The organism is Pantoea sp. SS70 (assembly GCF_029866845.1).
Classification (GTDB): domain Bacteria; phylum Pseudomonadota; class Gammaproteobacteria; order Enterobacterales; family Enterobacteriaceae; genus Pantoea; species Pantoea leporis.
Genome location: NZ_CP117199.1, coordinates 3,798,946 through 3,821,466 on the forward strand (window position 1 = coordinate 3,798,946; position 22,521 = coordinate 3,821,466).

27 protein-coding genes are annotated in these 22,521 nt (G+C 54.2%); 6 read left to right on the forward strand and 21 right to left on the reverse strand.

Annotated features, from left to right (window positions below; genetic code table 11):
* Positions 1–33 precede the first annotated feature (33 nt).
* The 11 genes from bfr to fkpA form a co-directional block, all read right to left on the reverse strand.
* Positions 34–516, reverse strand: a complete 483-nt coding sequence (bfr, locus tag PO881_RS17545) for a bacterioferritin (RefSeq protein ID WP_101762566.1) — start codon at positions 514–516, stop codon at positions 34–36.
* Between the two features lie 105 nt (positions 517–621).
* Positions 622–816: a bacterioferritin-associated ferredoxin gene (gene bfd, locus PO881_RS17550; protein WP_192237065.1), complete on the reverse strand. Its 195-nt coding sequence runs from the start codon at positions 814–816 to the stop codon at positions 622–624.
* 178 nt (positions 817–994) lie between these two features.
* A complete protein-coding gene (gene tuf / locus PO881_RS17555) occupies positions 995–2,179 on the reverse strand; it encodes an elongation factor Tu (protein WP_110867595.1) in 1,185 nt (394 codons plus the stop codon).
* 69 nt (positions 2,180–2,248) lie between these two features.
* Positions 2,249–4,363, reverse strand: coding sequence for an elongation factor G (fusA, locus tag PO881_RS17560; protein WP_101762633.1), 2,115 nt, complete (start codon positions 4,361–4,363; stop codon positions 2,249–2,251).
* A gap of 93 nt (positions 4,364–4,456) precedes the next feature.
* On the reverse strand, positions 4,457–4,927 hold the full coding sequence (gene rpsG / locus PO881_RS17565; protein ID WP_007886246.1) for a 30S ribosomal protein S7: 471 nt from the start codon (positions 4,925–4,927) through the stop codon (positions 4,457–4,459).
* Positions 4,928–5,023: 96 nt separating this feature from the next.
* Positions 5,024–5,398 carry a 30S ribosomal protein S12 gene (gene rpsL, locus PO881_RS17570; protein ID WP_006120575.1) on the reverse strand — a complete coding sequence of 125 codons (375 nt, stop codon included), beginning with the start codon at positions 5,396–5,398 and terminating at the stop codon, positions 5,024–5,026.
* Between the two features lie 126 nt (positions 5,399–5,524).
* On the reverse strand, positions 5,525–5,812 hold the full coding sequence (tusB, locus tag PO881_RS17575) for a sulfurtransferase complex subunit TusB (protein WP_280172148.1): 288 nt from the start codon (positions 5,810–5,812) through the stop codon (positions 5,525–5,527).
* 9 nt (positions 5,813–5,821) lie between these two features.
* Complete coding sequence (gene tusC, locus PO881_RS17580) at positions 5,822–6,181, reverse strand: sulfurtransferase complex subunit TusC (protein ID WP_280172149.1); 360 nt, start codon at positions 6,179–6,181, stop codon at positions 5,822–5,824.
* Entirely contained in the window at positions 6,181–6,567 is a 387-nt protein-coding gene (gene tusD, locus PO881_RS17585) for a sulfurtransferase complex subunit TusD (RefSeq protein ID WP_280172150.1), read from the reverse strand. The genes tusC and tusD overlap by 1 nt, the downstream gene beginning before the upstream one ends.
* Positions 6,567–7,289, reverse strand: a complete 723-nt coding sequence (locus PO881_RS17590; protein ID WP_007886240.1) for a transcriptional regulator — start codon at positions 7,287–7,289, stop codon at positions 6,567–6,569. Before PO881_RS17590 ends, tusD begins: the two co-directional genes overlap by 1 nt.
* 174 nt (positions 7,290–7,463) lie before the next feature.
* On the reverse strand, positions 7,464–8,294 hold the full coding sequence (gene fkpA / locus PO881_RS17595; RefSeq protein ID WP_101762637.1) for an FKBP-type peptidyl-prolyl cis-trans isomerase: 831 nt from the start codon (positions 8,292–8,294) through the stop codon (positions 7,464–7,466).
* A 280-nt stretch (positions 8,295–8,574) separates the two neighbouring features.
* Here fkpA and PO881_RS17600 point away from each other — a divergent pair, with 280 nt between their 5' ends.
* Positions 8,575–8,793: a protein SlyX gene (locus tag PO881_RS17600; RefSeq protein ID WP_137386638.1), complete on the forward strand. Its 219-nt coding sequence runs from the start codon at positions 8,575–8,577 to the stop codon at positions 8,791–8,793.
* A 44-nt stretch (positions 8,794–8,837) separates the two neighbouring features.
* On the opposite strand, the gene slyD is transcribed toward PO881_RS17600, so the two are convergent.
* From slyD to kefG, 4 genes are all read right to left on the reverse strand, one after another.
* Positions 8,838–9,392, reverse strand: a complete 555-nt coding sequence (slyD, locus tag PO881_RS17605; protein WP_049851962.1) for a peptidylprolyl isomerase — start codon at positions 9,390–9,392, stop codon at positions 8,838–8,840.
* A gap of 193 nt (positions 9,393–9,585) precedes the next feature.
* Complete coding sequence (locus PO881_RS17610) at positions 9,586–9,780, reverse strand: YheV family putative zinc ribbon protein (protein ID WP_007892203.1); 195 nt, start codon at positions 9,778–9,780, stop codon at positions 9,586–9,588.
* Between the two features lie 45 nt (positions 9,781–9,825).
* Positions 9,826–11,628, reverse strand: a complete 1,803-nt coding sequence (gene kefB / locus PO881_RS17615) for a glutathione-regulated potassium-efflux system protein KefB (RefSeq protein WP_008101837.1) — start codon at positions 11,626–11,628, stop codon at positions 9,826–9,828.
* A complete protein-coding gene (gene kefG / locus PO881_RS17620) occupies positions 11,628–12,179 on the reverse strand; it encodes a glutathione-regulated potassium-efflux system ancillary protein KefG (protein ID WP_101762639.1) in 552 nt (183 codons plus the stop codon). The genes kefB and kefG overlap by 1 nt, the downstream gene beginning before the upstream one ends.
* Before the next feature lie 114 nt (positions 12,180–12,293).
* On the opposite strand from kefG, the gene PO881_RS17625 reads away from it, so the two are divergent.
* Entirely contained in the window at positions 12,294–14,195 is a 1,902-nt protein-coding gene (locus PO881_RS17625) for an ABC transporter ATP-binding protein (protein ID WP_280172151.1), read from the forward strand.
* A gap of 194 nt (positions 14,196–14,389) precedes the next feature.
* On the opposite strand, the gene tauD is transcribed toward PO881_RS17625, so the two are convergent.
* Genes tauD through tauA form a run of 4 tightly spaced genes read right to left on the reverse strand, consistent with a single transcriptional unit; the run spans position 14,390 to position 17,806 of the window.
* Complete coding sequence (gene tauD, locus PO881_RS17630) at positions 14,390–15,229, reverse strand: taurine dioxygenase (RefSeq protein WP_110867602.1); 840 nt, start codon at positions 15,227–15,229, stop codon at positions 14,390–14,392.
* Complete coding sequence (gene tauC / locus PO881_RS17635; protein ID WP_280172152.1) at positions 15,226–16,053, reverse strand: taurine ABC transporter permease TauC; 828 nt, start codon at positions 16,051–16,053, stop codon at positions 15,226–15,228. Before tauC ends, tauD begins: the two co-directional genes overlap by 4 nt.
* Positions 16,050–16,817, reverse strand: a complete 768-nt coding sequence (tauB, locus tag PO881_RS17640; protein ID WP_222213387.1) for a taurine ABC transporter ATP-binding subunit — start codon at positions 16,815–16,817, stop codon at positions 16,050–16,052. Before tauB ends, tauC begins: the two co-directional genes overlap by 4 nt.
* Before the next feature lie 11 nt (positions 16,818–16,828).
* Positions 16,829–17,806, reverse strand: a complete 978-nt coding sequence (gene tauA / locus PO881_RS17645; protein ID WP_280172153.1) for a taurine ABC transporter substrate-binding protein — start codon at positions 17,804–17,806, stop codon at positions 16,829–16,831.
* A gap of 235 nt (positions 17,807–18,041) precedes the next feature.
* Here tauA and PO881_RS17650 point away from each other — a divergent pair, with 235 nt between their 5' ends.
* A complete protein-coding gene (locus PO881_RS17650; RefSeq protein WP_101762645.1) occupies positions 18,042–19,022 on the forward strand; it encodes a LacI family DNA-binding transcriptional regulator in 981 nt (326 codons plus the stop codon).
* A gap of 1 nt (position 19,023) precedes the next feature.
* Here the strand turns inward: PO881_RS17650 and PO881_RS17655 are convergent, their stop codons facing one another.
* A complete protein-coding gene (locus tag PO881_RS17655; protein WP_280172154.1) occupies positions 19,024–19,626 on the reverse strand; it encodes a LysE family translocator in 603 nt (200 codons plus the stop codon).
* Positions 19,627–19,686: 60 nt separating this feature from the next.
* Between PO881_RS17655 and PO881_RS17660 the strand changes: the two genes are divergently transcribed.
* The 3 genes from PO881_RS17660 to PO881_RS17670 all read left to right on the forward strand — a co-directional run bounded on the left by PO881_RS17660 (position 19,687) and on the right by PO881_RS17670 (position 21,855).
* Positions 19,687–20,703 carry a hydrolase gene (locus PO881_RS17660; RefSeq protein ID WP_101762647.1) on the forward strand — a complete coding sequence of 339 codons (1,017 nt, stop codon included), beginning with the start codon at positions 19,687–19,689 and terminating at the stop codon, positions 20,701–20,703.
* A gap of 2 nt (positions 20,704–20,705) precedes the next feature.
* Complete coding sequence (locus PO881_RS17665) at positions 20,706–20,924, forward strand: YheU family protein (RefSeq protein ID WP_007892223.1); 219 nt, start codon at positions 20,706–20,708, stop codon at positions 20,922–20,924.
* Between the two features lie 61 nt (positions 20,925–20,985).
* Positions 20,986–21,855, forward strand: coding sequence for a phosphoribulokinase (locus PO881_RS17670; protein ID WP_101762648.1), 870 nt, complete (start codon positions 20,986–20,988; stop codon positions 21,853–21,855).
* A gap of 61 nt (positions 21,856–21,916) precedes the next feature.
* Here PO881_RS17670 and PO881_RS17675 read toward each other — a convergent pair whose 3' ends face one another.
* Entirely contained in the window at positions 21,917–22,321 is a 405-nt protein-coding gene (locus PO881_RS17675; RefSeq protein ID WP_101762649.1) for an OsmC family protein, read from the reverse strand.
* Positions 22,322–22,521 lie beyond the last annotated feature (200 nt).

Genomic DNA, 22,521 nt, shown 5'->3' on the forward strand with positions numbered 1-22,521 from the left:
ACTGAGCGGGCTTGCGTGACGATGGGCATATGGCTAATGTTCGTTCTGATCTTTTAATTGAGATTGAAGATAATTTTGCAGGCCGAGTTTGTTCACCAGATCGAGTTCCGTTTCCAGCCAGTCTATGTGCCCTTCCTCTTCCGTAAGAATCTCAATCATCATGTCTCTGCTGACGTAGTCATGAACCTTGTCGGCATAGGCTATCGCCTCACGCAAATCCTTTGCGCCTTCCAGTTCTAATGCCAGGTCAGATTGCAGCATTTCCGGCACGTCTTCACCGATGCGTAATCGACCTAGATCTTGCAGGTTAGGAATTCCTTCAAGAAAAAGAATGCGTTCGATATATTTGTCCGCATGTTTCATTTCATCGATTGACTCATGATACTCAACGTCATTGAGCCGGGTCAGACCCCAATTTTTGAACATACGCGCATGAAGGAAGTACTGATTAATCGCAACCAGTTCATTCCCCAGCAATTTGTTGAGATGAAATATGATTTTACTGTCGCCCTTCATTTTTGCTTCCTCCGCTTCCAACTAAATAGAGCGTAGATGCGGATGAAAGGAAGTCAAAAAAACGCGACAGTTATTGTGGGTATTAGGAAGTGCAGAATTACTTTATTAAGCTATCTCTTTGTAGAGCGGCACGTTTTGCAGTTCATCTTTCATAATTTCACGCGCAAACCGCACGCACTTGCCACATTGCTTTCCAATGGGAACCAACTGGCGCAATTGTTGAATCGATTTGGGTTGATAGCGGCGAACCACTTCGCGCAGAGTTTTATCACTCACGGCGTTACACAAGCAGACGTACATTTACTGCGGACTCCCGTACAATTTATGATCAAATTGTAAATGAGAATGGTTTTTATTTCAAACGCAGCTTTTATGTGGGATTAATCGAAATGGCAAAATTCAGACATAAAAAAAGAGCACCGAAGTGCTCTTTTTCATGCTGCGATGACTGCCGAAACAGCCATCAACATTAACGCAGTTAAGCGATAATTTCAGCAACAACACCCGCACCAACAGTACGGCCGCCTTCACGGATTGCGAAACGCAGACCCTGATCCATAGCGATTGGCTTGATCAAAGTTACGGTCATTTTTACGTTGTCGCCTGGCATTACCATTTCAACGCCTTCTGGCAGTTGAACGTCACCGGTCACGTCAGTAGTACGGAAGTAGAACTGAGGACGGTAGCCTTTGAAGAACGGAGTATGACGGCCGCCTTCATCTTTAGACAGAACGTAAACTTCTGAAGTGAACTGGGTATGTGGCTTGATTGAACCCGGCTTAGCCAGAACCTGGCCACGCTCGATGTCTTCACGCTTGATACCACGCAGCAGAACACCACAGTTCTCGCCTGCCTGACCCTGGTCCAGCAGTTTGCGGAACATTTCAACGCCAGTACAGGTTGATTTCACAGTGTCTTTAAGGCCAACAACTTCAACTTCGTCGCCCACTTTAACGATACCGCGCTCAACACGACCGGTAACAACGGTACCTCGGCCAGAGATTGAGAATACGTCTTCGATTGGCAGCAGGAACGGCTTGTCGATTGCACGAACTGGCTCTGGAATATAAGTATCCAGGTGCTCAGCCAGCTCAATGATCTTAGCTTCCCACTCAGCATCGCCTTCCAGCGCTTTCAGAGCAGAACCACGTACGATTGGAGTGTCGTCGCCTGGGAAGTCATAAGCTGACAGCAGGTCACGTACTTCCATCTCTACCAGTTCCAGCAGCTCTTCATCATCAACCATGTCGCACTTGTTCAGGAACACGATGATGTAAGGAACGCCAACCTGACGACCCAGCAGGATGTGCTCACGGGTCTGTGGCATTGGGCCATCAGTCGCAGCAACAACCAGGATCGCGCCGTCCATCTGCGCAGCACCGGTGATCATGTTTTTCACATAGTCGGCGTGGCCTGGGCAGTCAACGTGCGCATAGTGGCGAGACGGGGTTTCGTATTCAACGTGAGAAGTGTTGATGGTGATACCACGTGCTTTCTCTTCTGGCGCTTTATCGATCTCATCGAATTTGCTTGCCTTACCGCCGTAGGTTTTAGCCAGTACGGTAGTAATTGCTGCAGTCAGGGTGGTTTTACCGTGGTCGACGTGACCGATGGTGCCCACGTTTACGTGCAGTTTGTTACGCTGAAATTGCTCTTTCGCCATGGCGATAATTCCTTACGTTGTGCCTTCATGAGTCATGAAGGCATCAGTTCACAATTTTTAAACCGTAGCTTATTTGCTACGAGCTTCAATAACGGCCTGAGCGACGTTGTTCGGCGCATCATCGTACTTCAGGAACTCCATGGAGTAAGAAGCACGGCCTTTGGTCAGAGAACGCAGCTGGGTTGCATATCCGAACATTTCAGACAGCGGAACTTCAGCATGGATCTGAACGCCAGTAGCGTTAGATTCCTGTCCTTTGAGCATACCACGACGACGGCTAAGGTCACCGATAACGTCACCGGTGTTCTCTTCCGGAGTCTCTACTTCAACCTTCATGATTGGCTCAAGCAGAACAGGTTGTGCTTTCTTAAAGCCATCTTTAAAGGCTAAAGAAGCAGCCAGTTTAAACGCCAGCTCAGAGGAGTCGACATCATGGTATGAACCGAAGTGCAGACGAACACCCAGATCAACTACCGGATAACCAGCCAGTGGACCTGATTTCAGCTGCTCCTGGAGACCTTTATCAACCGCAGGGATGTATTCAGTTGGAATCACACCGCCCTTGATATCGTTGACAAATTCGTAACCTTTCGGATTAACGCCCGGCTCCAGTGGGTACATGTCGATAACAACATGACCATACTGACCACGACCACCAGACTGCTTGGCGTGTTTACCTTCGATATCGGTAACTTTCGCGCGAATCGCTTCACGGTAAGCAACCTGAGGTTTACCGACGTTCGCTTCAACGTTGAATTCACGCTTCATGCGGTCAACGATGATGTCGAGGTGCAGCTCACCCATACCCGCGATGATGGTCTGGTTGGTTTCTTCATCAGTCCATACGCGGAATGATGGATCTTCTTTCGCCAGACGGCCCAGAGCCAGACCCATTTTTTCCTGGTCAGCTTTGGTTTTCGGCTCAACGGCGATAGAGATTACCGGCTCAGGGAATTCCATACGCTCAAGAATGATGACGTTGTCTGGGTCACACAGGGTGTCACCAGTGGTTACGTCTTTCAGACCGATCGCAGCGGCGATATCGCCCGCACGAACTTCCTTGATCTCTTCGCGTTTGTTCGCGTGCATCTGAACGATACGGCCCAGACGCTCACGGTTTGACTTAACCGGGTTGAACACGGTGTCACCGGTGTTAACAACACCAGAGTAAACGCGGAAGAAGGTCAGGTTACCAACAAACGGGTCGGTAGCGATTTTGAACGCCAGTGCAGCAAACGGCTCTTTGTCATCGGAATGACGCTCAGCCGGCGTGTCTTTACCGTCGTCCAGCATACCGTTAATCGCGGTAACGTCAGTCGGTGCTGGCAGGTATTCAACTACCGCATCCAGCATCGCCTGAACACCTTTGTTCTTAAATGCAGAACCACAGGTCACCAGGATGATTTCGTTTTTCAGAACGCGCTTACGCAGAGAAGTTTTAATCTCTTCTTCGGTCAGTTCTTCACCGCCGAAGAATTTCTCCATCAGCTCATCAGAACCTTCAGCAGCGGCTTCAACCAGCTTCGCACGCCACTCTTCAGCCAGTTCCTGCATATCAGCTGGAATATCTTCGTAAACGAAGGTAACGCCCTGATCGGCATCGTTCCAGTTGATCGCTTTCATTTTCACCAGGTCAACAACACCGGTGAAACCTTCTTCTGCGCCGATAGCCAGCTGAAGTGGAACTGGGTTTGCACCCAAACGCACTTTCATCTGGTCAACAACTTTCAGGAAGTTAGCACCCATGCGGTCCATTTTGTTAACGAACGCGATGCGTGGAACTTTATATTTGTTAGCCTGACGCCATACGGTTTCAGACTGTGGCTGAACACCACCAACTGCACAGTAAACCATTACTGCGCCATCAAGCACACGCATAGAACGCTCAACTTCGATGGTGAAGTCAACGTGTCCAGGGGTGTCGATGATGTTTACGTGGTGTGGTTCAAACTGCTTAGCCATACCAGACCAGAAACAGGTAGTCGCAGCAGACGTGATGGTAATACCACGTTCCTGCTCCTGCTCCATCCAGTCCATGGTTGCTGCGCCGTCATGAACTTCACCGATTTTGTGGTTTACACCGGTGTAGAACAGAACACGTTCGGTAGTTGTAGTCTTACCGGCGTCGATGTGCGCACTGATACCAATGTTACGGTAGCGCTCAATGGGTGTTTTACGAGCCATTTGATTCCTCTGATTCTTAGACGTTCTAAGTTAAAAAAGCCCAGCAGGTGAGTCACTGGGACGCCCGCTGGGTTTATAACAACTACGTTGCTGTTACCAGCGGTAGTGTGCGAACGCCTTGTTGGCTTCAGCCATGCGGTGAACGTCTTCACGTTTCTTAACTGCAGTACCTTTGTTCTCTGCAGCATCAGAAAGTTCGTTCGCCAGGCGGAGAGCCATAGATTTATCACCGCGTTTACGAGCAGCTTCTACGATCCAACGCATTGCCAGGGCATTACGACGAACCGGACGGACTTCAACTGGAACCTGGTAGGTAGAACCACCAACGCGACGTGACTTAACTTCGACAGTCGGACGTACGTTTTCGAGAGCAACCTCGAACGCTTCCAGGCCATCTTTACCAGCGCGTTGAGCCAGGGTATCAAGCGCGGTATAGACGATAGATTCAGCAGTAGATTTTTTACCATCTACCATCAGGATATTTACAAATTTAGCCAGCAGCTCTGATCCGAACTTAGGATCCGGCAGAATTTTACGCTGACCAATGACGCGACGACGTGGCATGGAAATACTCCGTTGTTAATTCAGGATTGTCCAAAACTCTACGAGTTTAGTTTGACATTTAAGTTAAAACGTTTGGCCTTACTTAACGGAGAACCATTAAGCCTTTGGCTTCTTCACGCCGTACTTGGAGCGTGACTGCTTACGGTCTTTAACACCTGAGCAGTCCAGCGCGCCACGAACGGTGTGGTAACGCACACCTGGCAAGTCTTTAACACGACCGCCACGGATCAGGATCACTGAGTGTTCCTGCAGGTTATGACCTTCACCACCGATGTAGGAGGTAACTTCAAAACCGTTGGTCAAACGCACACGGCAAACTTTACGCAGTGCTGAGTTTGGTTTTTTAGGGGTAGTGGTGTACACACGAGTACATACACCACGTTTCTGCGGGCAAGCTTCCAGCGCAGGCACGTTGCTCTTTGCAACTTTGCGTACGCGTGGTTTGCGAACCAGCTGGTTAACTGTTGCCATTAAATAGCTCCTGGGATTTAGCTTTTTGCTTCGTAAACACGTAATAAATCGCCTCGTATTACTACGAGGAGGCAGAATTTTAGGGCTGTGTCAAAAGGGTGTCAAGAAATAACCAGGTTTTCGCTCTTACCAGGCCACTTGTTGTGGATGCTTCGCTGTCATCGCAACGAAACCAGTATAGTCCAAACGTGCTACTTTGGTCGAAATTTGCTCAATCAGGCCGCGCGCCGCCACATCTTCCTCTAATACCCACAGCGTAGCCGGCGATGCGCTGAGCTTGATTAACATTTGGCTGCCAGCCAAAGCGGCAGTGACGCCATCCTGCAATAAAAGCAGATCGTCACCTTCCTGCAATAAAAGCAGCAGGCTATCGAGGTCGCATTGCCAGGGAGATTGCAGCAGCGTGTAGAGCATGATCAGTTCTCAGAATCGAATAACACGATGATAGGAAGCCAGCTTCTCGCGTAGCGATGCGGCATCCATCACTTCAGCGTTTAACACACGTTCAGCCTTCAAACTCTGCCCGCGCGCCAGCAGCGAGTCGGCGCAGACAAAACACTGGTCAATATCGTACAACTCCAGCACGCCAAAGGTCGCGATGTAGTTACGCGCCAGAATTTGCTCAGGTTGTTGGTCGCGATTGAGCTGCAGCACGCCATCCCCGATAAAGAACAGACCGATATCTTCGCTTAGCGCGCCCGTCGCCAGCACAGCATCCAGGCCTTCCCTGCCCGCGCTGCTGCCGTGCGGTGCCTGAGTAAATAGAAAAGCTACGCGGTTCATCAAAATTGCACCAGACGATCGCAGCTAAGCGCGGCTTCTGCCAATGCGCCCAAACCGCTGAGTTCAAAACCCGGCTGCAAGTTACTGCCCGCCAGTTGCAAGCGCGCGGCTTCCTGCGCGTCGGTTACGCCACGACGTAATGCTGCGGCCACGCAGATATTCAGCACGGCGCCACTTTCAGCGCGCAACTGCTGCCATTCACGCACCATATCCAACTCATCGCTGGCCGGCGCGCTCAGTTGGTTGGCGTTCAATACGCCTTCACGATAGAAGAACACGCTCTCCAGCTGGTGCCCGGCCTTAATAAGTGCGCGCGCAAACAGCAGCGCGCTGCTGGCGTGTTGCGTGCCGTATGCCGGTCCGGTGACCAGCAAGGTGTAGCGCATTAGCGATCCTGCCCCTGAAAATCACCGCTTTTAAACTGGCGAATGTAGAGGTAAACCGTGTGCTTGGAGATATTGAGGCGATCGGCCACCTGGTTAATCGCATCTTTAATGTCGAAGATACCCTTCTCATACATATTGAGCACGATCTGGCGATTCTTAGCATTATTCGAAACGTTACGGTCAGCGCTCACTTCTTCAATCGCGAACTCAAGCGTCTGCATCACCAGATCTTCCACCGAGCTGGCAAAGTTGACGTTGGAATCCACCTGCTGCATCTCCGGCGGCATAAAGGTCGACATAATCTGCGAGAACGGAACGTCGAGGTTCATGTTGATGCACAGCAAGCCAATAACGCGCTGCTGGCGATTACGAATCGCGATCGTAACCGATTTCATCAGCACACCGCTTTTCGCGCGCGTAAAGTAGGCTCTGGAGACATTGCTGTCGGCGCCGTGCATATCGTGCAGCATACGCAGCGCCAAATCGGTAATCGGCGAACCCACTTTACGCCCGGTATGTTCACCGTTGGCGATACGCACCGCAGAACACTTCAAATCTTCCAGCGAGTGCAGCACGATTTCGCAGTGCGAGCCAATCAGCATCGCCAGGCCATCGACAACGGCTTCGTAGGATTTGAGGATATCGTAATCTGCTTGCTCGAACGGACGTTGCTCCAGTAAATCGAAGTCAGTCAGTTCACCGGGATTGAATGGATTAGACATCGAAGACATTACCCTAAATGGCTGGAGCCTGTCTCGACAGCATTGGGGCAGACTCATATTGTGATAATTGTGCAGGCGCTAGTCTGGCAAATGTGCTGGTCTTTAGCCAGACCTTTACTCTCTTCTCCGCAATAAAAACGCCGCCCGAGGGCGGCGTGATGCAGAAAGTTAAGATTACTGGGCTTTCTGATCGGCAGCGACTGGAGCCTGTGCTTTTTCGTCCGCTTTCGGCGCGGGTTTGATGTCGAGCAGTTCAACATCGAACACTAGCGTGGAGTTGGCCGGAATACCCGGAACGCCATTTTTGCCGTAAGCCAGGTTCGGTGGGATCACCAGCTTGATTTTACCGCCTTTCTTCACGTGCTTCAGACCTTCGGTCCAGCCCGGAATCACACCGTCCAGACGGAACGACAGCGGCTCACCGCGGGTATAAGAGTTATCGAACTCAGTACCGTCGATCAGCGTCCCTTTGTAGTTCACAACCACAGTGTCGCTGTCTTTCGGCGCGCTACCGGTACCTTCTTTCTCTACCTGATACAGCAGGCCAGATTCGGTTTTCTTCACGCCTTTTTCTTTAGCGAATTTGTCAGCGTAAGCGGAACCCTTATCAGAGTTCTCTTTCGCGTCTTTTTCCATCTTCGCCTGAGCAGCACCTTTTACGCGGCCTTCAAAGGCCTGCAGGGTTTGCTCGATCTCTTGATCAGAGAGTTTGCTCTTGCCGCCAAAGGCGTCCTGAACACCCGCGATCAACTGATCTTTATCCAGTTTGATGCCCAGCTTCTCTTGTTCCTTCAGAGAGTTGTCCATGTAGCGCCCCAGGGACGCGCCAAGTGCATAAGCTGATTGCTGGTCTTCGTTTTTGAAGGCAGCATTTTTCGGTGCTTGCGGCGCAGCCTGAGCGGCGTCTGCTGGAGCAGCGGCGGTTTCTGCTGCCATTGCCAGCGGTGCATTCAGCGCGAAGGCCATGGTGGTAGCTAACAATGTGACTTTAAACAGTGAATTCATCCTTTCTCCAAAACCGAAGCCTCTAACCTCGGGAATCATTGCGGACTGAGGCCCACACTATAACTTTACGTGGCAGCGGCGAACACTCCCACAATGTAATTACCCGTCCAACCTCCGACCTTTTTTGCTTCAGGAAGTTTCATCAGAGATATAGGCGTTATGCGGCGTTTCAATGCAGCATGGCGCGGAAAGGTAAAATATCAGGTGATTCTGAAGCGAAAGGCCGTAGAATCAGGCCCGAAACAGACTAACGTGCAGCACCGCAAGATGAGGAAAGATCATGCAACCAACAGAATGGGAACAACGCCTTGAGGCGCTGGAGAGCAAGCTGGCTTTTCAGGAATACACCATCGATCAGCTCAATCAAACGGTGGTTCAGCATGAGCTGGAGATGATCCGACTGCGTGAGCAGGTCCGTCTGTTAATCGATAAAGTGAAAGATAGCGCGCCGTCGATAATTGCCTCGCAATCTGAAGAAACCCCGCCGCCACATTATTAAAAAGAAAAGGCCACCCGAAGGTGGCCTCGCCAGCATCACACTGATTAGTGGCTGCAGCCGCAACCGCCAGTGCCACAACCGCCCTGGCCGTGATCGTGACCATGGTCGTGGTCATGATCGTGATGATGACCATCCGCGCCATGCACGTGGCCGTGCGCCAGCTCTTCTTCGGTTGCTGCGCGAATCGCCACAACTTCCACGTTGAAGTTCAGGTTCTGACCCGCCAGCATGTGGTTACCATCAACCACTACGTGCTCATCTTCAACTTCGGTGATTTCAACCGGAACTGGACCCTGATCGGTTTCTGCCAGGAAGCGCATGCCAACCTGCAGTTCGTCAACGCCCATAAACACGTCTTTTGGCACGCGCTGTACGAGGTTGTCATCGTATTGACCGTAAGCGTCGTTCGCCGGGATATGCACGTCAAACTTATCGCCTACATCATGATTTTCCAGCGCTTTTTCCAGACCAGAAATCAGGGAACCATGACCGTGCAGATAGTCCAACGGTGCACTCACCGGTGACTCGTCAACCAACACACCGTCTTCGGTACGAACCTGATACGCCAGGCTCACCACCAGGTCTTTTGCTACTTTCATGATATCTCCTAACCGTTGAGAACTAAGATCCCGTCCCATTGGTCAATTTTGCGTGCAATAACCAACCAGAAAGGTTCAAGACTGAGGATGCCAACAAATGTGTTGTTGCATACTGCTCAGCGTTAATGGCGCCGATTGTAACGGAATTCAATCCCGCTGTAAGTTCAAGCTTAAAAAAAGCTGAGCCATTGCGCTACTCAGGATGAAAAATGCCGATCACTTGCTCATTGCTGCGAACCTGATCGCGCACCTGCTTATCCGCTTCCCGCATTTGATGACCGCACTCGACGCACTCCACTACATCAACATTGTTCTCACGCCACAATGCCAACGTGTCTTTTTCCTGGCAGTGCGGGCAAACCGCACCGGCAATAAATTGTTTACGCATACTGTTTCCTGCCGTCGTTAGTGAACGGATTAAGTAAGTATAGTTCTACTCGTCATCCCAGCCGTCAAACTGACGTTTCTCGTGCTGCATTTCGCGCTGGAAGATATCCTCCAGCTCGCGCCGCGCCTCACGCACACGCGAAACCTGCGCGCTGTCATCGTGGCTGGGCACCAGCTCACGCAGCATACGCATATCCAGACGACGGAAATGTTGCTGCGCGCGCTGCGCCTGATGCGGATGCATGCCCAGCGAGATCAGGGTCTTACGACCCAGCTCCAGCGCACTGGAGAACGTCTCACGCGAGAACAGCGTAACACCCGCCTGCAACAGTTCGTGCGCCTCAACACGTCCACGCGCACGCGCCAGGATTTCCAGCTGCGGGAAATGCTGCTGACACAGTTGCACGATGGTCATTGAATCTTCCGGATCGTTACAGGTAATGACGATGGATTGCGCATTCTCCGCGCCCGCCGCACGCAGCAGCTCCAGCTCGGTGGCGTCGCCATAGTAAACCTTATAGCCATATTTACGCATCAGGCTCACCGCGGAGATATCACGCTCCAGCACGGTAATGCGCTTGTTGTTCGCCATCAGCAAACGGCCAACAACCTGACCAAAACGACCAAAGCCCACCACAATGACCTGCGGCTGATCGTCCTCAACAAAGTGCTTCTCGGCATTTTCATCGGGCTCATTAAAGCGGTGCGCCAGCAGACGATCGATGCCGTTCATCAGCAGCGGCGTGGTCATCATGGATAACGTCACCGTCACCAGCAGCAGCGGCATTTGGTCGCCGCTGAACATTTTGGCCGACGACGCCGCCGAGAACAGCACAAAGGCGAACTCGCCGCCCTGGCTTAATACACCGGCAAACTGCTGGCGCTCCGAACTGCGCAGGCCATAAATGCGCCCCAGCACATACAGCACCAGCGTTTTCACCGTCACCAGAATCAGCACGCCCAGCAAAATTTCAGTGATGTGGGTATAAAGCACGCCGAGATTCAGCGCCATGCCAACCGAAATAAAGAACAAGCCCAGCAACAAACCTTTGAACGGTTCAATGGCCACTTCCAGCTCGTGGCGATACTCGCTTTCCGCCAACAGAATACCCGCGATGAAAGTACCGAGCGCCATCGACAGACCGAGCGCATCCATAAACAGTGCCGAACCCAGCACCAGCAGCAGCGAGGCGGCAGTAAACACTTCGCGCACGCCGGATGCGGCAATGAAGCGCAGAATCGGGCGCAGCAGATAACGACCACCAATCAGCATCCCGCCGAACGCCAGCACTTTCATCCCAACTTTCAACCAGTCAACATGACCGCTGTCGCCGCCCGCTAGCAGCGGCACCAGCGCCAACGCGGGAATCACCGCTAGATCCTGGAACAGCAACACTGAGAAACCGAGCTGTCCCGATTCACTGCGGTTCATGCCTTTATCGCGCATCAGCTGCAGCGCCATCGCCGTGGATGACATTGCCAGACCAATGCCGCCAATCACCGCCGCCTGCCAGCTAAAGTCGGTCAGCCACAGCAATCCGCCGAGAATGGCGGCGGAAATCAGCACCTGAGCCGCACCAACGCCAAATATCGAACGGCGCAGCGCCCACAGTTTCGAGGGGTTCAGTTCAAGCCCGATGATGAACATCAGGAACACCACGCCGAGTTCCGAGAAGTGCAAAATCTCCTCGACGTCGCTGATGAACCCCAAACCCCACGGACCAATCGCGATACCGGCCAGCAGATAGCCCAGCACCGCGCCAATGCCGAGACGCGCCGCAATCGGCACAATCAGCACCGCCGCGACCAGATAAATCACGCCCGCCGTCAGTAACGTTTCGCCTTCCATCACACTCCTCCCTGCGGCAGCGGTGAAGCCAGCCAGTCGCCGTATGCGCGCGCAAAATTACGCATCACGTCCGGCGTTTGTCGACGCGCCCAGTAAATCACCATCGGCGTCATCCAGTGCATACGACACATCTGCGCCGTCAGCTCAAACGGACGCATGATGTCACTCATCGGATAGCGATTCAGGCCGCTAGGGTGATACGCCGCTTCCGGTTCGCCGGTGGTGACCACGCTGCGCCAGTATTTGCCTTCCAGCGCATTACCATCCGGTCCGCTGGCAAAGCCGCGCGACAGCACACGATCCAGCCACTCCTTCAGGAGCGCCGGGCAGCTGTAGGTATAAAGTGGATGTTGGAATACAACGATTTGATGGTCGCGCAGCAGCTGCTGCTCATAGTGAATATCAATAAAAAAATCCGGATAGTGGGCGTATAAATCGTGCACCGTGACGTGGTCCAGTTCCATAGCCGACTGCAGCAAAACCCGATTAGCAATCGAATCCTGTGATTCCGGATGGGCGTAAAGCAGCAATATTTTGGGTGGCTGCGACATCGTTCCCCTCCAAAGCGTCGTCACGGCACAGGAATTCCGCTACCATGCTCGACGCAACAAATTTTCTCGAATTATGTTGCCGGTAAATTAACATATTCTGACGATACGGCGCTTATGATTGTCTTTTCAGCACTACAAATTCGCCGCGGCACCAATGTGCTGCTGGATAACGCAACAGCCACCATTAACCCAGGCCAGAAAGTTGGCTTAGTGGGCAAAAATGGCTGCGGCAAATCGACGCTGCTGTCATTGCTGAAGGGCGAAATCAGCAGCGATGCAGGTAACGCTACGTTCCCGAGCAACTGGGCGCTGGCGTGGGTCAATCAGGAAACCCCAGCGCTGAGCAAACCCGCGCTGGAGTATGTTATCGACGGCGACCGTGAATATCGTCAGCTTGAATCCGAATTGGCCGACGCCAATGCGCGCAACGATGGCAACGCCATCGCCCTGCTGCACGGCAAGCTGGATGCGATTCAGGCGTGGAGCATACCTGCTCGCGCCTCAAGTTTGTTGCACGGTTTGGGCTTTAGCCAGGAACAATTAATGCGGCCGGTGAGCGATTTCTCCGGTGGCTGGCGCATGCGCCTTAACCTCGCGCAGGCGCTGGTGTGCCGTTCCGATCTGCTGCTGCTGGATGAACCGACTAACCACCTCGATCTGGATGCGGTGATCTGGCTTGAACGCTGGCTGAAAAGCTACGAAGGCACGCTGGTGCTGATTTCGCACGACCGCGACTTCCTTGATCCGGTGGTCGATAAGATCATCCACATCGAGCAGCAGACGATGTTTGAATACACCGGTAACTACAGCTCGTTCGAACGTCAGCGCGGCGCCAAGCTGGCGCAGCAGCAAGCGCTGTTCCAGAGCCAGCAGGAAAAAGTGGCGCACCTGCAGAAGTATATTGATCGCTTCCGCGCGCAGGCGACCAAAGCCAAGCAGGCGCAGAGCCGCATCAAAATGCTGGAGCGCATGGAATTGATTGCGCCAGCACACGTCGATAACCCATTCAGCTTCAGTTTCCGCGCGCCAGAAAGCTTGCCGAATCCGTTGCTGAAGATGGAGCGCGTTACCGCCGGTTATGGCGAACGCATTATTCTCGACGCCATCAAACTCAACCTTGTGCCGGGTTCACGTATTGGCCTGCTGGGCCGTAACGGCGCGGGTAAATCGACGCTGATTAAGCTGCTAGCCGGTGAGCTCGACGCGCTGGATGGCAAAGTTGGCCTGGCGAAAGGCATTAAGCTCGGTTACTTCGCCCAGCATCAGCTGGAATATCTGCGCGCCGATGAATCACCCTTGCAGCATTTATCACGCATCGCGCCGAAAGTGCTGGAGCAGCAGCTGCGCGACTACCTTGGCGGCTTCGGCTTCCAGGGCGATAAAGTCAGCGAAATTACCGAACGTTTCTCCGGCGGCGAAAAAGCGCGTCTGGTGCTGGCATTAATCGTCTGGCAGCGCCCGAACCTGCTGCTGCTTGATGAACCAACTAACCACCTCGATCTTGATATGCGTCAGGCGCTGACCGAAGCGCTGATTGATTTCGAAGGCGCGCTGGTGGTGGTCTCGCACGATCGCCATCTGCTGCGCGCCACCACCGACGATCTTTATCTGGTGCACGACGGCAAGGTCGACGTGTTTGAGGGTGATCTGGAAGATTATCAGCAGTGGCTGAGCGATCTGCAAAAGCAAGCGCAACAGGATGCCGCACCGAAGCAGGATAACGGCAACAGCGCGCAATCGCGTAAAGACCAGAAACGCCGCGACGCCGAACTGCGCGCACAAACGCAGCCGCTGCGTAAAGAGATCGAGAAGCTTGAGAAGCAGATGGTGAAGTGGCAGAGCCAGCTCAGCGACGCGGAAGCCCAGTTAGCCGACAGCGCGATTTACGATCAGAGCCGCAAAGCCGATTTGAATGTGGCGCTGCAGCGCCAGGCCGAGAGCAAGGCGGCGCTGGAAGAGGTCGAAATGGCGTGGCTGGATGCGCAGGAACAGCTGGAGCAGATGCTGGCGGGTTGAGTGTGCGCGCTGTCCCCCTCCTCGGTCCTCCCCCATTTATGGAAGTGTGCACGCTGTCCCCCATCCCGGCCTTCCCCCGCAAGCGGGGGAAGGAGACGCTGCCACATGCAGCTTCATCACTTACATGTGGCAGCATCTTCCTCCCCTATTTATGGGGGAGGACCGAGGAGGGGGAATGCGAGCACTATTCCAAATTAAAACGGCTTATCCCCTAACACCGTCGCACGATGCATCACCCGCCGCGCCGGATAATAATCCGCATTAGCATAGTGTTGGGTCACGCGGTTATCCCAAATCGCCACATCATTCTCCTGCCAGCGCCAGCGCACCTGGAATTCCGGTTTGGCGCTATGCCAAAACAGGAAGTTAAGCAGCGCATCGCTCTCTTTTTCGCTCAAGCCCAGCAAACGCGTGGTAAAACCTTCGTTGACAAACAGCGCCTTGCGTCCGCTCACCGGGTGGGTACGAATCACCGGATGCTGCACCGGCGGGTTCTTTGCCACCGCTTGCTGCCAGCGCTGATGCTCCTCCTCGGTTTTACGGTATTTGTACTCCTGAAACGACTTCTTAAAGTCGTGCTCCGCCTGCAGTCCATTCAACAGCGTCTTAAACGGTTCAGACAGCGCTTCATAGGCCGCAATGCCGGTTGACCACAAGGTATCGCCGCCGCTTTCCGGCAGCAGCTTCGAAGCCAGGATTGCAATTGCCGGCGGAGTTTGTATAAAGGTGACATCGGTGTGCCAGTTGTCATTATCCGGCGGATTATCCTGATGCGTATCCAGCACGATGATCTCTTCCACGCCTTCCGCATGCGGATAGACCGGATGGATATGCAGATCGCCAAAGCGAATCGCCAGCGCACGCTGCTGTTCCGGGGTAATCACTTGATTACGCAGGAATAGCACCTGATGGCGCAGCAAGCCATGATAGAGCTGTTCAAACTGGGCATCGCTCAGCGGACGGCTGAGGTCGACATCACTGACCTGCGCCCCAATATTCGGGCCCAACGCGGTAAAATTAAGACGTTCGTTCATTGCTGTTCTCCATTCCAGGGCGTCACTCGGCGCTGCAAGGCGCGCAGACCCAGTTCTAAGCCAAAAGCAATCAGGGCAATCACGGCGATACCGGCCAACACCACGTCGGTGGCGAGGAACTCACCGGCCGACTGCACCATAAAGCCGAGTCCCCGCGTAGCGGCAATCAGTTCCGCCGCCACCAGCGTTGACCAACCTACGCCGAGACCAATACGCAAGCCGGTGAGAATCTCCGGCAGCGCGCCGGGCAGAATCACGTAGCGCAGCAGCTGCCAGCGCGATGCGCCCAGCGCCTGCGCCGCGCGAATCCGTACCTGCTGAGCATTCTTCACTCCCGCCAGCGTCGATAAAGTCACCGGCGCGAAAATCGCCAGATAAATCAGTAAAATCTTCGAGGTTTCGCCGATGCCAAACCAGATCACCATCAGCGGCAAATAAGCCAGCGGCGGTACCGGGCGATAGAGTTCGATCAGCGGATCAAGCAAGCCGCGAATCGCCGGGCTCAGGCCCATGGCGATGCCGACCGGAATCCCAATCAGCGCGGCAAAGAACAGCGCCACCAGCATACGCGCCAGGCTGGCGCCCAGATGCTGCCATAATGTGGCGTCCATAAAGCCTTGCGGGCTGGCAATCAATATCAGCTTCTGCAGCACCACTTGCGGCGGCGGTAAAAACAGCGGCGCCACTAAGCCGAGCGCGGTGATAGCCCACCACAACAGCAGCAACAAGCCCACGCTGAGCAGGCTGAGTGAGAACTGGCGCGAGAACGGCCAGCGCAGTCCACGACGACGCATTTGGGTCTTCCCATCAATCACCGCACTCATATAAACGCCTCACGCTGGGAAAATACCTGATTCAGTACATATTCACGACGTTCGATAAACGCCGGATCGGATTTGATGCTGCGGCACGGTTCCCCGGCGGCGAAGCGTTGGCCGAAGTCGAGTTTTAAACGCTCCACTACTCGACCCGGTCCCGGCGAAAGCAGCACTAATTCGCTGGCGAGAAACACCGCTTCTTCGATGTCGTGGGTGATCAGCAGAATCTGCTTGCCGGTATCACGCCACAGCGTCAGCAGCAGGGTTTGCATCTGTTCGCGGGTAAAGGCGTCCAGCGCGCCAAACGGCTCATCTAACAGCAGCAACTGAGGATCAGCCGCCAGCGCACGCGCAATGCCCACGCGCTGACGTTGACCCCCAGAGAGCTGCCAGATAAAACGCTTCTCTGCACCTTCCAGTCCTACTTTACGGATCAAACGGCGTGCAATGGTATGGCGCTCCGCCTTCGCCATGCCCGCCAGTTGCAAACCGAACGAAACGTTATCGATCACGTTGCGCCACGGCAGCAATCCTTCATTTTGAAACACTACGCCGCGCTCAGCGCCCGGCCCTTTTACCGCTTTGCCATCCAGCGTAATGCTGCCAGATTCCAGCGGCAGAAAGCCGGCGATGAGGTTCAGCAGCGTGGTTTTGCCACAGCCGGAGGGACCTAACACCACCAGCAGGTCTCGGCTGCCCAGCTGCAGGTTGATGTCCTGCAGCGCGGGTTGTCCGGCGTAACGCGCATTGAGATGGGTGATGTTAAGCATACGGCCTCCGGTTATTTCACTAAGGGTGCAACGAAGCGCGTGGTGACGAAGCTGCTGTAATCGCTATCCGCTTCTGGCACTTTGCCCTGCTCTTTCAGGAAGCCGGCAGTATCGACAATCGCCTTGTTCACCGGCTTGCCGAGCTGCTCCACCTGCTGCTGCGCGGTGAGGTACGTGTTGCCTTTCACCAGCACCGGCACATCCGCTTCGGGTACACCGCTCAGGCGCGCCAGCTTGCTCAGGTTATCTGACTGCTTCAGCCATTGATCCGGATTGGCAATGTAAGCTTGCTGCGCTTCAACGGCGCTGCGGGCAAAGGCGGTGACGATTTCTGGATGCTGCTGCGCAAAGTCTTTACGCACCACCCACACATCAAGCGTTGGCGCGCCCCACTTGCCGACCTGCGAAGAGTCCGTCAGCACCTTGCCATCTTTCTCCAGCTCGTTGACCGCCGGAGACCAGACGTAAGCGCCGTCAATATCACCGCGTTTCCAGGCAGCAATAATCGCCGGCGGCTGCAGGTTGACTAAGGTCACTTGCGAAGGCTTGATGCCCCAATGCTTGAGCGCGGCGAGGAAGCTGTAGTGCGTAGTCGAGATGAACGGCACGGCGATGCGCTTGCCAATCAGGTCTTTAGGATCTTTGATGGTTTTCTTCACCACCAGCGCTTCAGAGTTACCGAGCTGAGAGGCCAGCAGGAAAGCTTCAATCGGCAGCTTTTGCGTGGCGGCGACCGCCAGCGGGCTGGAACCGATATTACCAATCTGCACGTCGCCCGACGCCAGTGCACGTAACACGCTGGCCCCGCTATCAAATTTGCGCCAGTCGACGGTAGCACCGCTCTCTTTGGCGAAGGTGTTATCCGCCTGCGCCACTTTGGCTGGTTCAGCCGAGGTCTGATACGCCACGATAACGTTGACCGCTTGCGCCTGGAACGCCATCAGGGCCAGAGCCGCTGTGACCGCCGTTATTGTTTTTTTCATTGCCATCATCATTCACCCCAATGTGTTTTGTCTGGGCAGTTTCTCCAGCAACAGTAATTTCATAAAGGAATTAAAAATTATCCCTAATGACGATCCGTTCTTAGATCAACATCGGGCAAGGCTATGCAAAAAGTGCAAATGGAAAGAAAAGGAAAGCGGTAAATATGTCACACGCTCACATGGCAGCTGTGATATTGATAGAGATCTCATTTTTTAACTCTTTACTAACGGTCCTGAATCCATGTCGATAGAAAAAGTCGCACACCTGGCTGGCGTGTCAAAAGCCACCGTTTCACGGGTTTTAAACCAGAATCCCGGCGTGCGCCCGGATACGCGTGCCAAAGTGCTGGCGGCCATCGACATCTGCGACTATCAGCCCAACCTGCTGGCGCGCCAGTTGCGCACTTCGCAAAGCCATATGTTGTTAGTGCTGATTCCCGACATCACCAATCCATTCTGCTCACGCGTGGTTCAGGGCATTGAAGCCGAAGCTGAAGCGCAGGGTTACCACATTCTGCTGTGTAACTCAGGATCGCAGCTGCGGCGCGAAGCGGCCTACATTGCGTTGCTCACCGGCAAAGTGGTCGACGGCGTGATCACCATGGATGCCGCCAGCAGCCTGCATGAGTTGAAAGAATTGATTGGCGATCAGCCTTGGGTGCAGTGCGCGGAATACGATCCGTCGATCGCCGCCTCAAGCGTGGCGATTGATAATAAAGAAGCGGCTTTCGAAACCGTGCGTTATCTGGCGAGCAAAGGCCGACGTCGTATTGCGCTGGTGAACTGTGATATGCGCTACCTCTATTCACATAAGCGTGAAGAGGGATATCGCGCGGCGCTGGAGCAGCTGGATCTCAGCTGGTGCGGTGTGGCTTATGCCGAGAATATCACCTGCGAAGCGGGCAGTGCGGCTTTGCGCGAACTGCTCACGCAGCCGGAACCGCCGGATGCGGTGTTTGCGGTATCAGATGTGTTGGCGGTCGGCGTCATCCACGCGGCGTTGGAAGCAGGTTTACGCGTGCCGGAAGATTTAGCGGTGGTGGGATTTGATGGCATCAACTTTACCAGCAGCCTGAATCCACCGCTGACCACGATTGAGCAGCCGATGAATCGTATGGGTGTGCGCAGCGTACAGCTGTTGCTGCAACGCATCCGCCAGCCTAACGCGTCGGTGGTCCATGAAGTGTTGCCGTGGAAGCGCGTTGAACGCGCTTCCAGCTAACTTAGCGCCAAATCAGCAATACGCAGGCAGCGGTGAGCAAGCCCATCGCCATATTGAAGATTTTCCACGCGCGTGGGCTGCGCAGCAGACGTCCAATCAGCGAGCCAAAGCCCATCCAAATCACCCCGGAAACCACGTTCACCATGAACATGCCGATGCTGATCGCCACCACCGAATGCAGATATTCGCTGCCCGCCAGGCTGAAGCTGGCCACCGCGCCGAGCGCCATCAGCCAGGCTTTCGGGTTGATCAACTGCAGCAAGCCGCCTTGCCAGAAAGGCATCTGTTTCACCGTGACATCGTCGGTTTCCAGTTTTTCATACTCGGCGCTGGCGATTTTCCATGCCAGCCACAGCAGATAAAGGCTACCGGCAATCTTCAGGATGAGATGCAGCGAGGGATAAAGCAGGATGAGGCCGCCGATGCCAAATGCCACCATTAGCAACATGACTTGCATACCAATCATGATACCAATCAGCAGCGGAATGGTGCGCAGGAAGCCAAAATTAGCACCCGAGGCGGTAAGTAACATATTATTGGGCCCGGGCGTGATGGCCGCGACCCAGAGAAAACCTAACATTGATAAAAAAAGACTCAGTTCCATGTATATTCGGGTGCTCCTCACCCAGTAAAGCGAACAACCCATCGAAGCTATCAGCGACTTATGCATCAGACAAGCCTTTACCCAAGCTATTTTGATCGCCCCAGCGGCGAGCGTTTTAAACCCCTGCGCGGATTCAGTAACGCGCATCTGCAAACGCTGCTGCCGCGTATTCTGCGGCGCCGCGTTACGTTACGTCCGCACTGGCAGCGTCTTGACCTGCCGGACGGCGATTTTGTCGATTTAGCGTGGAGTGAAGATCCGGCGCAGGCGCGTCATAAACCGCGCATGGTGATGTTTCACGGACTGGAAGGCAGCTTTCGCAGCCCGTATGCGCACGGCCTGATGCAGGCGTGTCAGGCACGCGGCTGGCTGGCGGTGGTAATGCACTTTCGCGGCTGCAGCGGCGAGCCTAATCGCTTAAAGCGCATCTATCACTCCGGTGAAACCGAAGACGCCACCTACTTCCTTCACTGGCTGCAGCGCGAATGGGGCAGCGTACCCACCGCCGCCGTCGGCGTTTCGCTGGGCGGCAACATGCTCGCTTGCCTGCTGGGTCAGCAAGGTCACGATGTACCGATTGATGCCGGCATCGCCATCTCAGCGCCGCTGGCGCTCGAGCCTTGCAGCGGCAAGCTGGATGTGGGGTTTTCACGCTTTTATCAGCACTATTTACTGACGCAGCTGAAAAAGAACGCCACGCGCAAACTGCGCGCCTGGCCTGGCACGCTGCCGGTCGATCTCAGCCAGTTACGTGCTTTCCGCCGCTTACGCGAGTTCGATGATGCGATAACCGCACGTGCGCACGGTTTTATTGACGCCAACGACTATTATCAACGAGCCAGCGCGATGCCGTTGCTGACCGGCGTGCGTAAACCGCTGTTGATCATTCACGCGCAAGACGATCCCTTTATGACCGATGCCGTTATTCCGCAACCTGACCAGCTGTCAGCCTCCATTCAGTATCAGCTGACGCAGCAAGGCGGCCACGTCGGTTTCGTCGGCGGCACCGTTCTTAAACCGAAAATGTGGCTGGAACAGCGCGTGCCCGACTGGCTCTCAACCTATCTGGATGTGTAATTGTGATTATTCCCTGGCAAGAACTCGAAGCGGACACGCTGGAAAACCTGATTGAAACCTTCGTGTTACGCGAAGGCACTGATTACGGCGAGCAGGAACGCAGTTTGCTGCAAAAAGTCGCCGACGTACGCCGCCAACTGGAGCGCGGCGACGTGGTGCTGGTGTGGTCGGAACTGCATGAATCGATCAATATTATGCCGAAGGGTGAATTCCGCGGCTGATGCACCCCGCGGCAATTCGTGGTAACAATGCTCATCGCCGGACTTCACAGGGAGCTCTGTTATGTCAGCCAGGCATCCAATTATTGCCGTCACCGGTTCCAGCGGCGCCGGAACCACCACCACCAGCCTCGCCTTCCGTAAAATTTTCCAGCAGCTGAATTTGCATGCGGCGGAACTCGAAGGCGACAGTTTCCATCGCTACACACGTCCGGAAATGGACATGGCGATCCGCAAGGCGCGCGATCTCGGGCGCCACATCAGCTACTTCGGCCCGGAAGCCAACGACTTCGGCCTGCTGGAGCAGACGTTTAAACATTACGGCCAAACCGGCCTTGGCGAATCGCGCAAATATCTGCATACCTACGATGAAGCCGTGCCGTGGAATCAGGTGCCGGGCACCTTTACGCCGTGGCAGCCGCTGCCGGAAAACACCGATGTGCTGTTCTATGAAGGCTTACACGGCGGCGTGGTCACGCAGCAGCAAAATGTGGCGGAGCATGTCGATCTGCTGGTTGGCGTGGTGCCGATTGTTAACCTTGAGTGGATTCAGAAGCTGGTGCGTGACACCAGCGAGCGCGGCCATTCACGCGAAGCGGTGATGGATTCGGTGGTGCGGTCAATGGAGGATTACATTAACTTCATCACGCCACAGTTCTCGCGCACCCACATTAACTTCCAGCGCGTGCCGACCGTTGATACCTCAAACCCGTTTGCCGCACGCGAAATTCCGTCGCTCGACGAAAGCTTCGTGGTGATTCATTTCCGTGGTCTGGAAGGCATCGCGTTCCCCTATCTGCTGGCGATGATTCAGGGATCGTTTATTTCGCACATCAATACGCTGGTGGTGCCGGGTGGCAAAATGGGATTGGCGATGGAGCTGATTATGCTGCCGCTGGTACAGCGACTGATTGAAGGGAAGCGGATTGAATAAGCGGAGTCATTCCGTAGCGGCGCAATTTATTGCGCAATAAATTGCGCCGCTACAATCCGAGTTATAACTCGATCACTTCATAGCTGTGGGTAATTTCCACGCCTTTACCCAGCATGATCGCTACCGAGCAATATTTTTCCGCTGACAGATCAACCGCACGCGAAACGGCCTTGTCGCTCAATGCTTTACCGCTAACGATAAAATGCAGGTTGATGTGGGTAAAAATGCGTGGCGCTTCTTCACGGCGTTCCGATGTGAGCTTCACTTCGCAATCGGCCACATCGCTGCGCCCTTTTTGCAGGATCGACACCACATCAATAGCGCTACAGCCGCCCGCGGCCATCAGCACCATCTCCATTGGACTTGGCGCTTTATCACCGGAATTACCATCCATCAATACCTGATGGCCGGATGAGGATTCTCCGAGAAAGGTAAGACCTTCCACCCATTTCACTCGTGCCTGCATGATTCTTTCTCCTGAAGCGGCGGTTTTGCCGCCAGAGTACGCTTTCACCTGACAAACAGCAATCCAGAGTAATCCCCCTTCTGCTGAAGCGAGACAACACAAGACAGCTCGCAAAAGCTGTGCTACAAACAGTGCTGAAAATATTTTCGTCATCACAGACGAAGGCCGGAAGAATCAAAAGCGTAGCTTAAGAGTCCACC

Coding starts and splice junctions, on each gene's coding strand:
- tauC (WP_280172152.1), bottom strand. CDS start 16,053: ATGAGTGCGGTGATTGATGGGAAGACCCAAATGCGTCGTCGTGGACTG.
- PO881_RS17675 (WP_101762649.1), bottom strand. CDS start 22,321: ATGCAGGCACGAGTGAAATGGGTGGAAGGTCTTACCTTTCTCGGAGAA.
- PO881_RS17670 (WP_101762648.1), top strand. CDS start 20,986: ATGTCAGCCAGGCATCCAATTATTGCCGTCACCGGTTCCAGCGGCGCC.
- PO881_RS17660 (WP_101762647.1), top strand. CDS start 19,687: ATGCATCAGACAAGCCTTTACCCAAGCTATTTTGATCGCCCCAGCGGC.
- bfd (WP_192237065.1), bottom strand. CDS start 816: ATGTACGTCTGCTTGTGTAACGCCGTGAGTGATAAAACTCTGCGCGAA.
- PO881_RS17600 (WP_137386638.1), top strand. CDS start 8,575: ATGCAACCAACAGAATGGGAACAACGCCTTGAGGCGCTGGAGAGCAAG.
- tusC (WP_280172149.1), bottom strand. CDS start 6,181: ATGAACCGCGTAGCTTTTCTATTTACTCAGGCACCGCACGGCAGCAGC.
- fusA (WP_101762633.1), bottom strand. CDS start 4,363: ATGGCTCGTAAAACACCCATTGAGCGCTACCGTAACATTGGTATCAGT.
- tuf (WP_110867595.1), bottom strand. CDS start 2,179: ATGGCGAAAGAGCAATTTCAGCGTAACAAACTGCACGTAAACGTGGGC.
- PO881_RS17610 (WP_007892203.1), bottom strand. CDS start 9,780: ATGCGTAAACAATTTATTGCCGGTGCGGTTTGCCCGCACTGCCAGGAA.
- PO881_RS17625 (WP_280172151.1), top strand. CDS start 12,294: ATGATTGTCTTTTCAGCACTACAAATTCGCCGCGGCACCAATGTGCTG.
- rpsG (WP_007886246.1), bottom strand. CDS start 4,927: ATGCCACGTCGTCGCGTCATTGGTCAGCGTAAAATTCTGCCGGATCCT.
- PO881_RS17655 (WP_280172154.1), bottom strand. CDS start 19,626: ATGGAACTGAGTCTTTTTTTATCAATGTTAGGTTTTCTCTGGGTCGCG.
- tauA (WP_280172153.1), bottom strand. CDS start 17,806: ATGGCAATGAAAAAAACAATAACGGCGGTCACAGCGGCTCTGGCCCTG.
- kefB (WP_008101837.1), bottom strand. CDS start 11,628: ATGGAAGGCGAAACGTTACTGACGGCGGGCGTGATTTATCTGGTCGCG.
- kefG (WP_101762639.1), bottom strand. CDS start 12,179: ATGTCGCAGCCACCCAAAATATTGCTGCTTTACGCCCATCCGGAATCA.
- tauB (WP_222213387.1), bottom strand. CDS start 16,817: ATGCTTAACATCACCCATCTCAATGCGCGTTACGCCGGACAACCCGCG.
- bfr (WP_101762566.1), bottom strand. CDS start 516: ATGAAGGGCGACAGTAAAATCATATTTCATCTCAACAAATTGCTGGGG.
- PO881_RS17590 (WP_007886240.1), bottom strand. CDS start 7,289: ATGTCTAATCCATTCAATCCCGGTGAACTGACTGACTTCGATTTACTG.
- tauD (WP_110867602.1), bottom strand. CDS start 15,229: ATGAACGAACGTCTTAATTTTACCGCGTTGGGCCCGAATATTGGGGCG.
- PO881_RS17650 (WP_101762645.1), top strand. CDS start 18,042: ATGTCGATAGAAAAAGTCGCACACCTGGCTGGCGTGTCAAAAGCCACC.
- rpsL (WP_006120575.1), bottom strand. CDS start 5,398: ATGGCAACAGTTAACCAGCTGGTTCGCAAACCACGCGTACGCAAAGTT.
- fkpA (WP_101762637.1), bottom strand. CDS start 8,294: ATGAATTCACTGTTTAAAGTCACATTGTTAGCTACCACCATGGCCTTC.
- slyD (WP_049851962.1), bottom strand. CDS start 9,392: ATGAAAGTAGCAAAAGACCTGGTGGTGAGCCTGGCGTATCAGGTTCGT.
- tusD (WP_280172150.1), bottom strand. CDS start 6,567: ATGCGCTACACCTTGCTGGTCACCGGACCGGCATACGGCACGCAACAC.
- tusB (WP_280172148.1), bottom strand. CDS start 5,812: ATGCTCTACACGCTGCTGCAATCTCCCTGGCAATGCGACCTCGATAGC.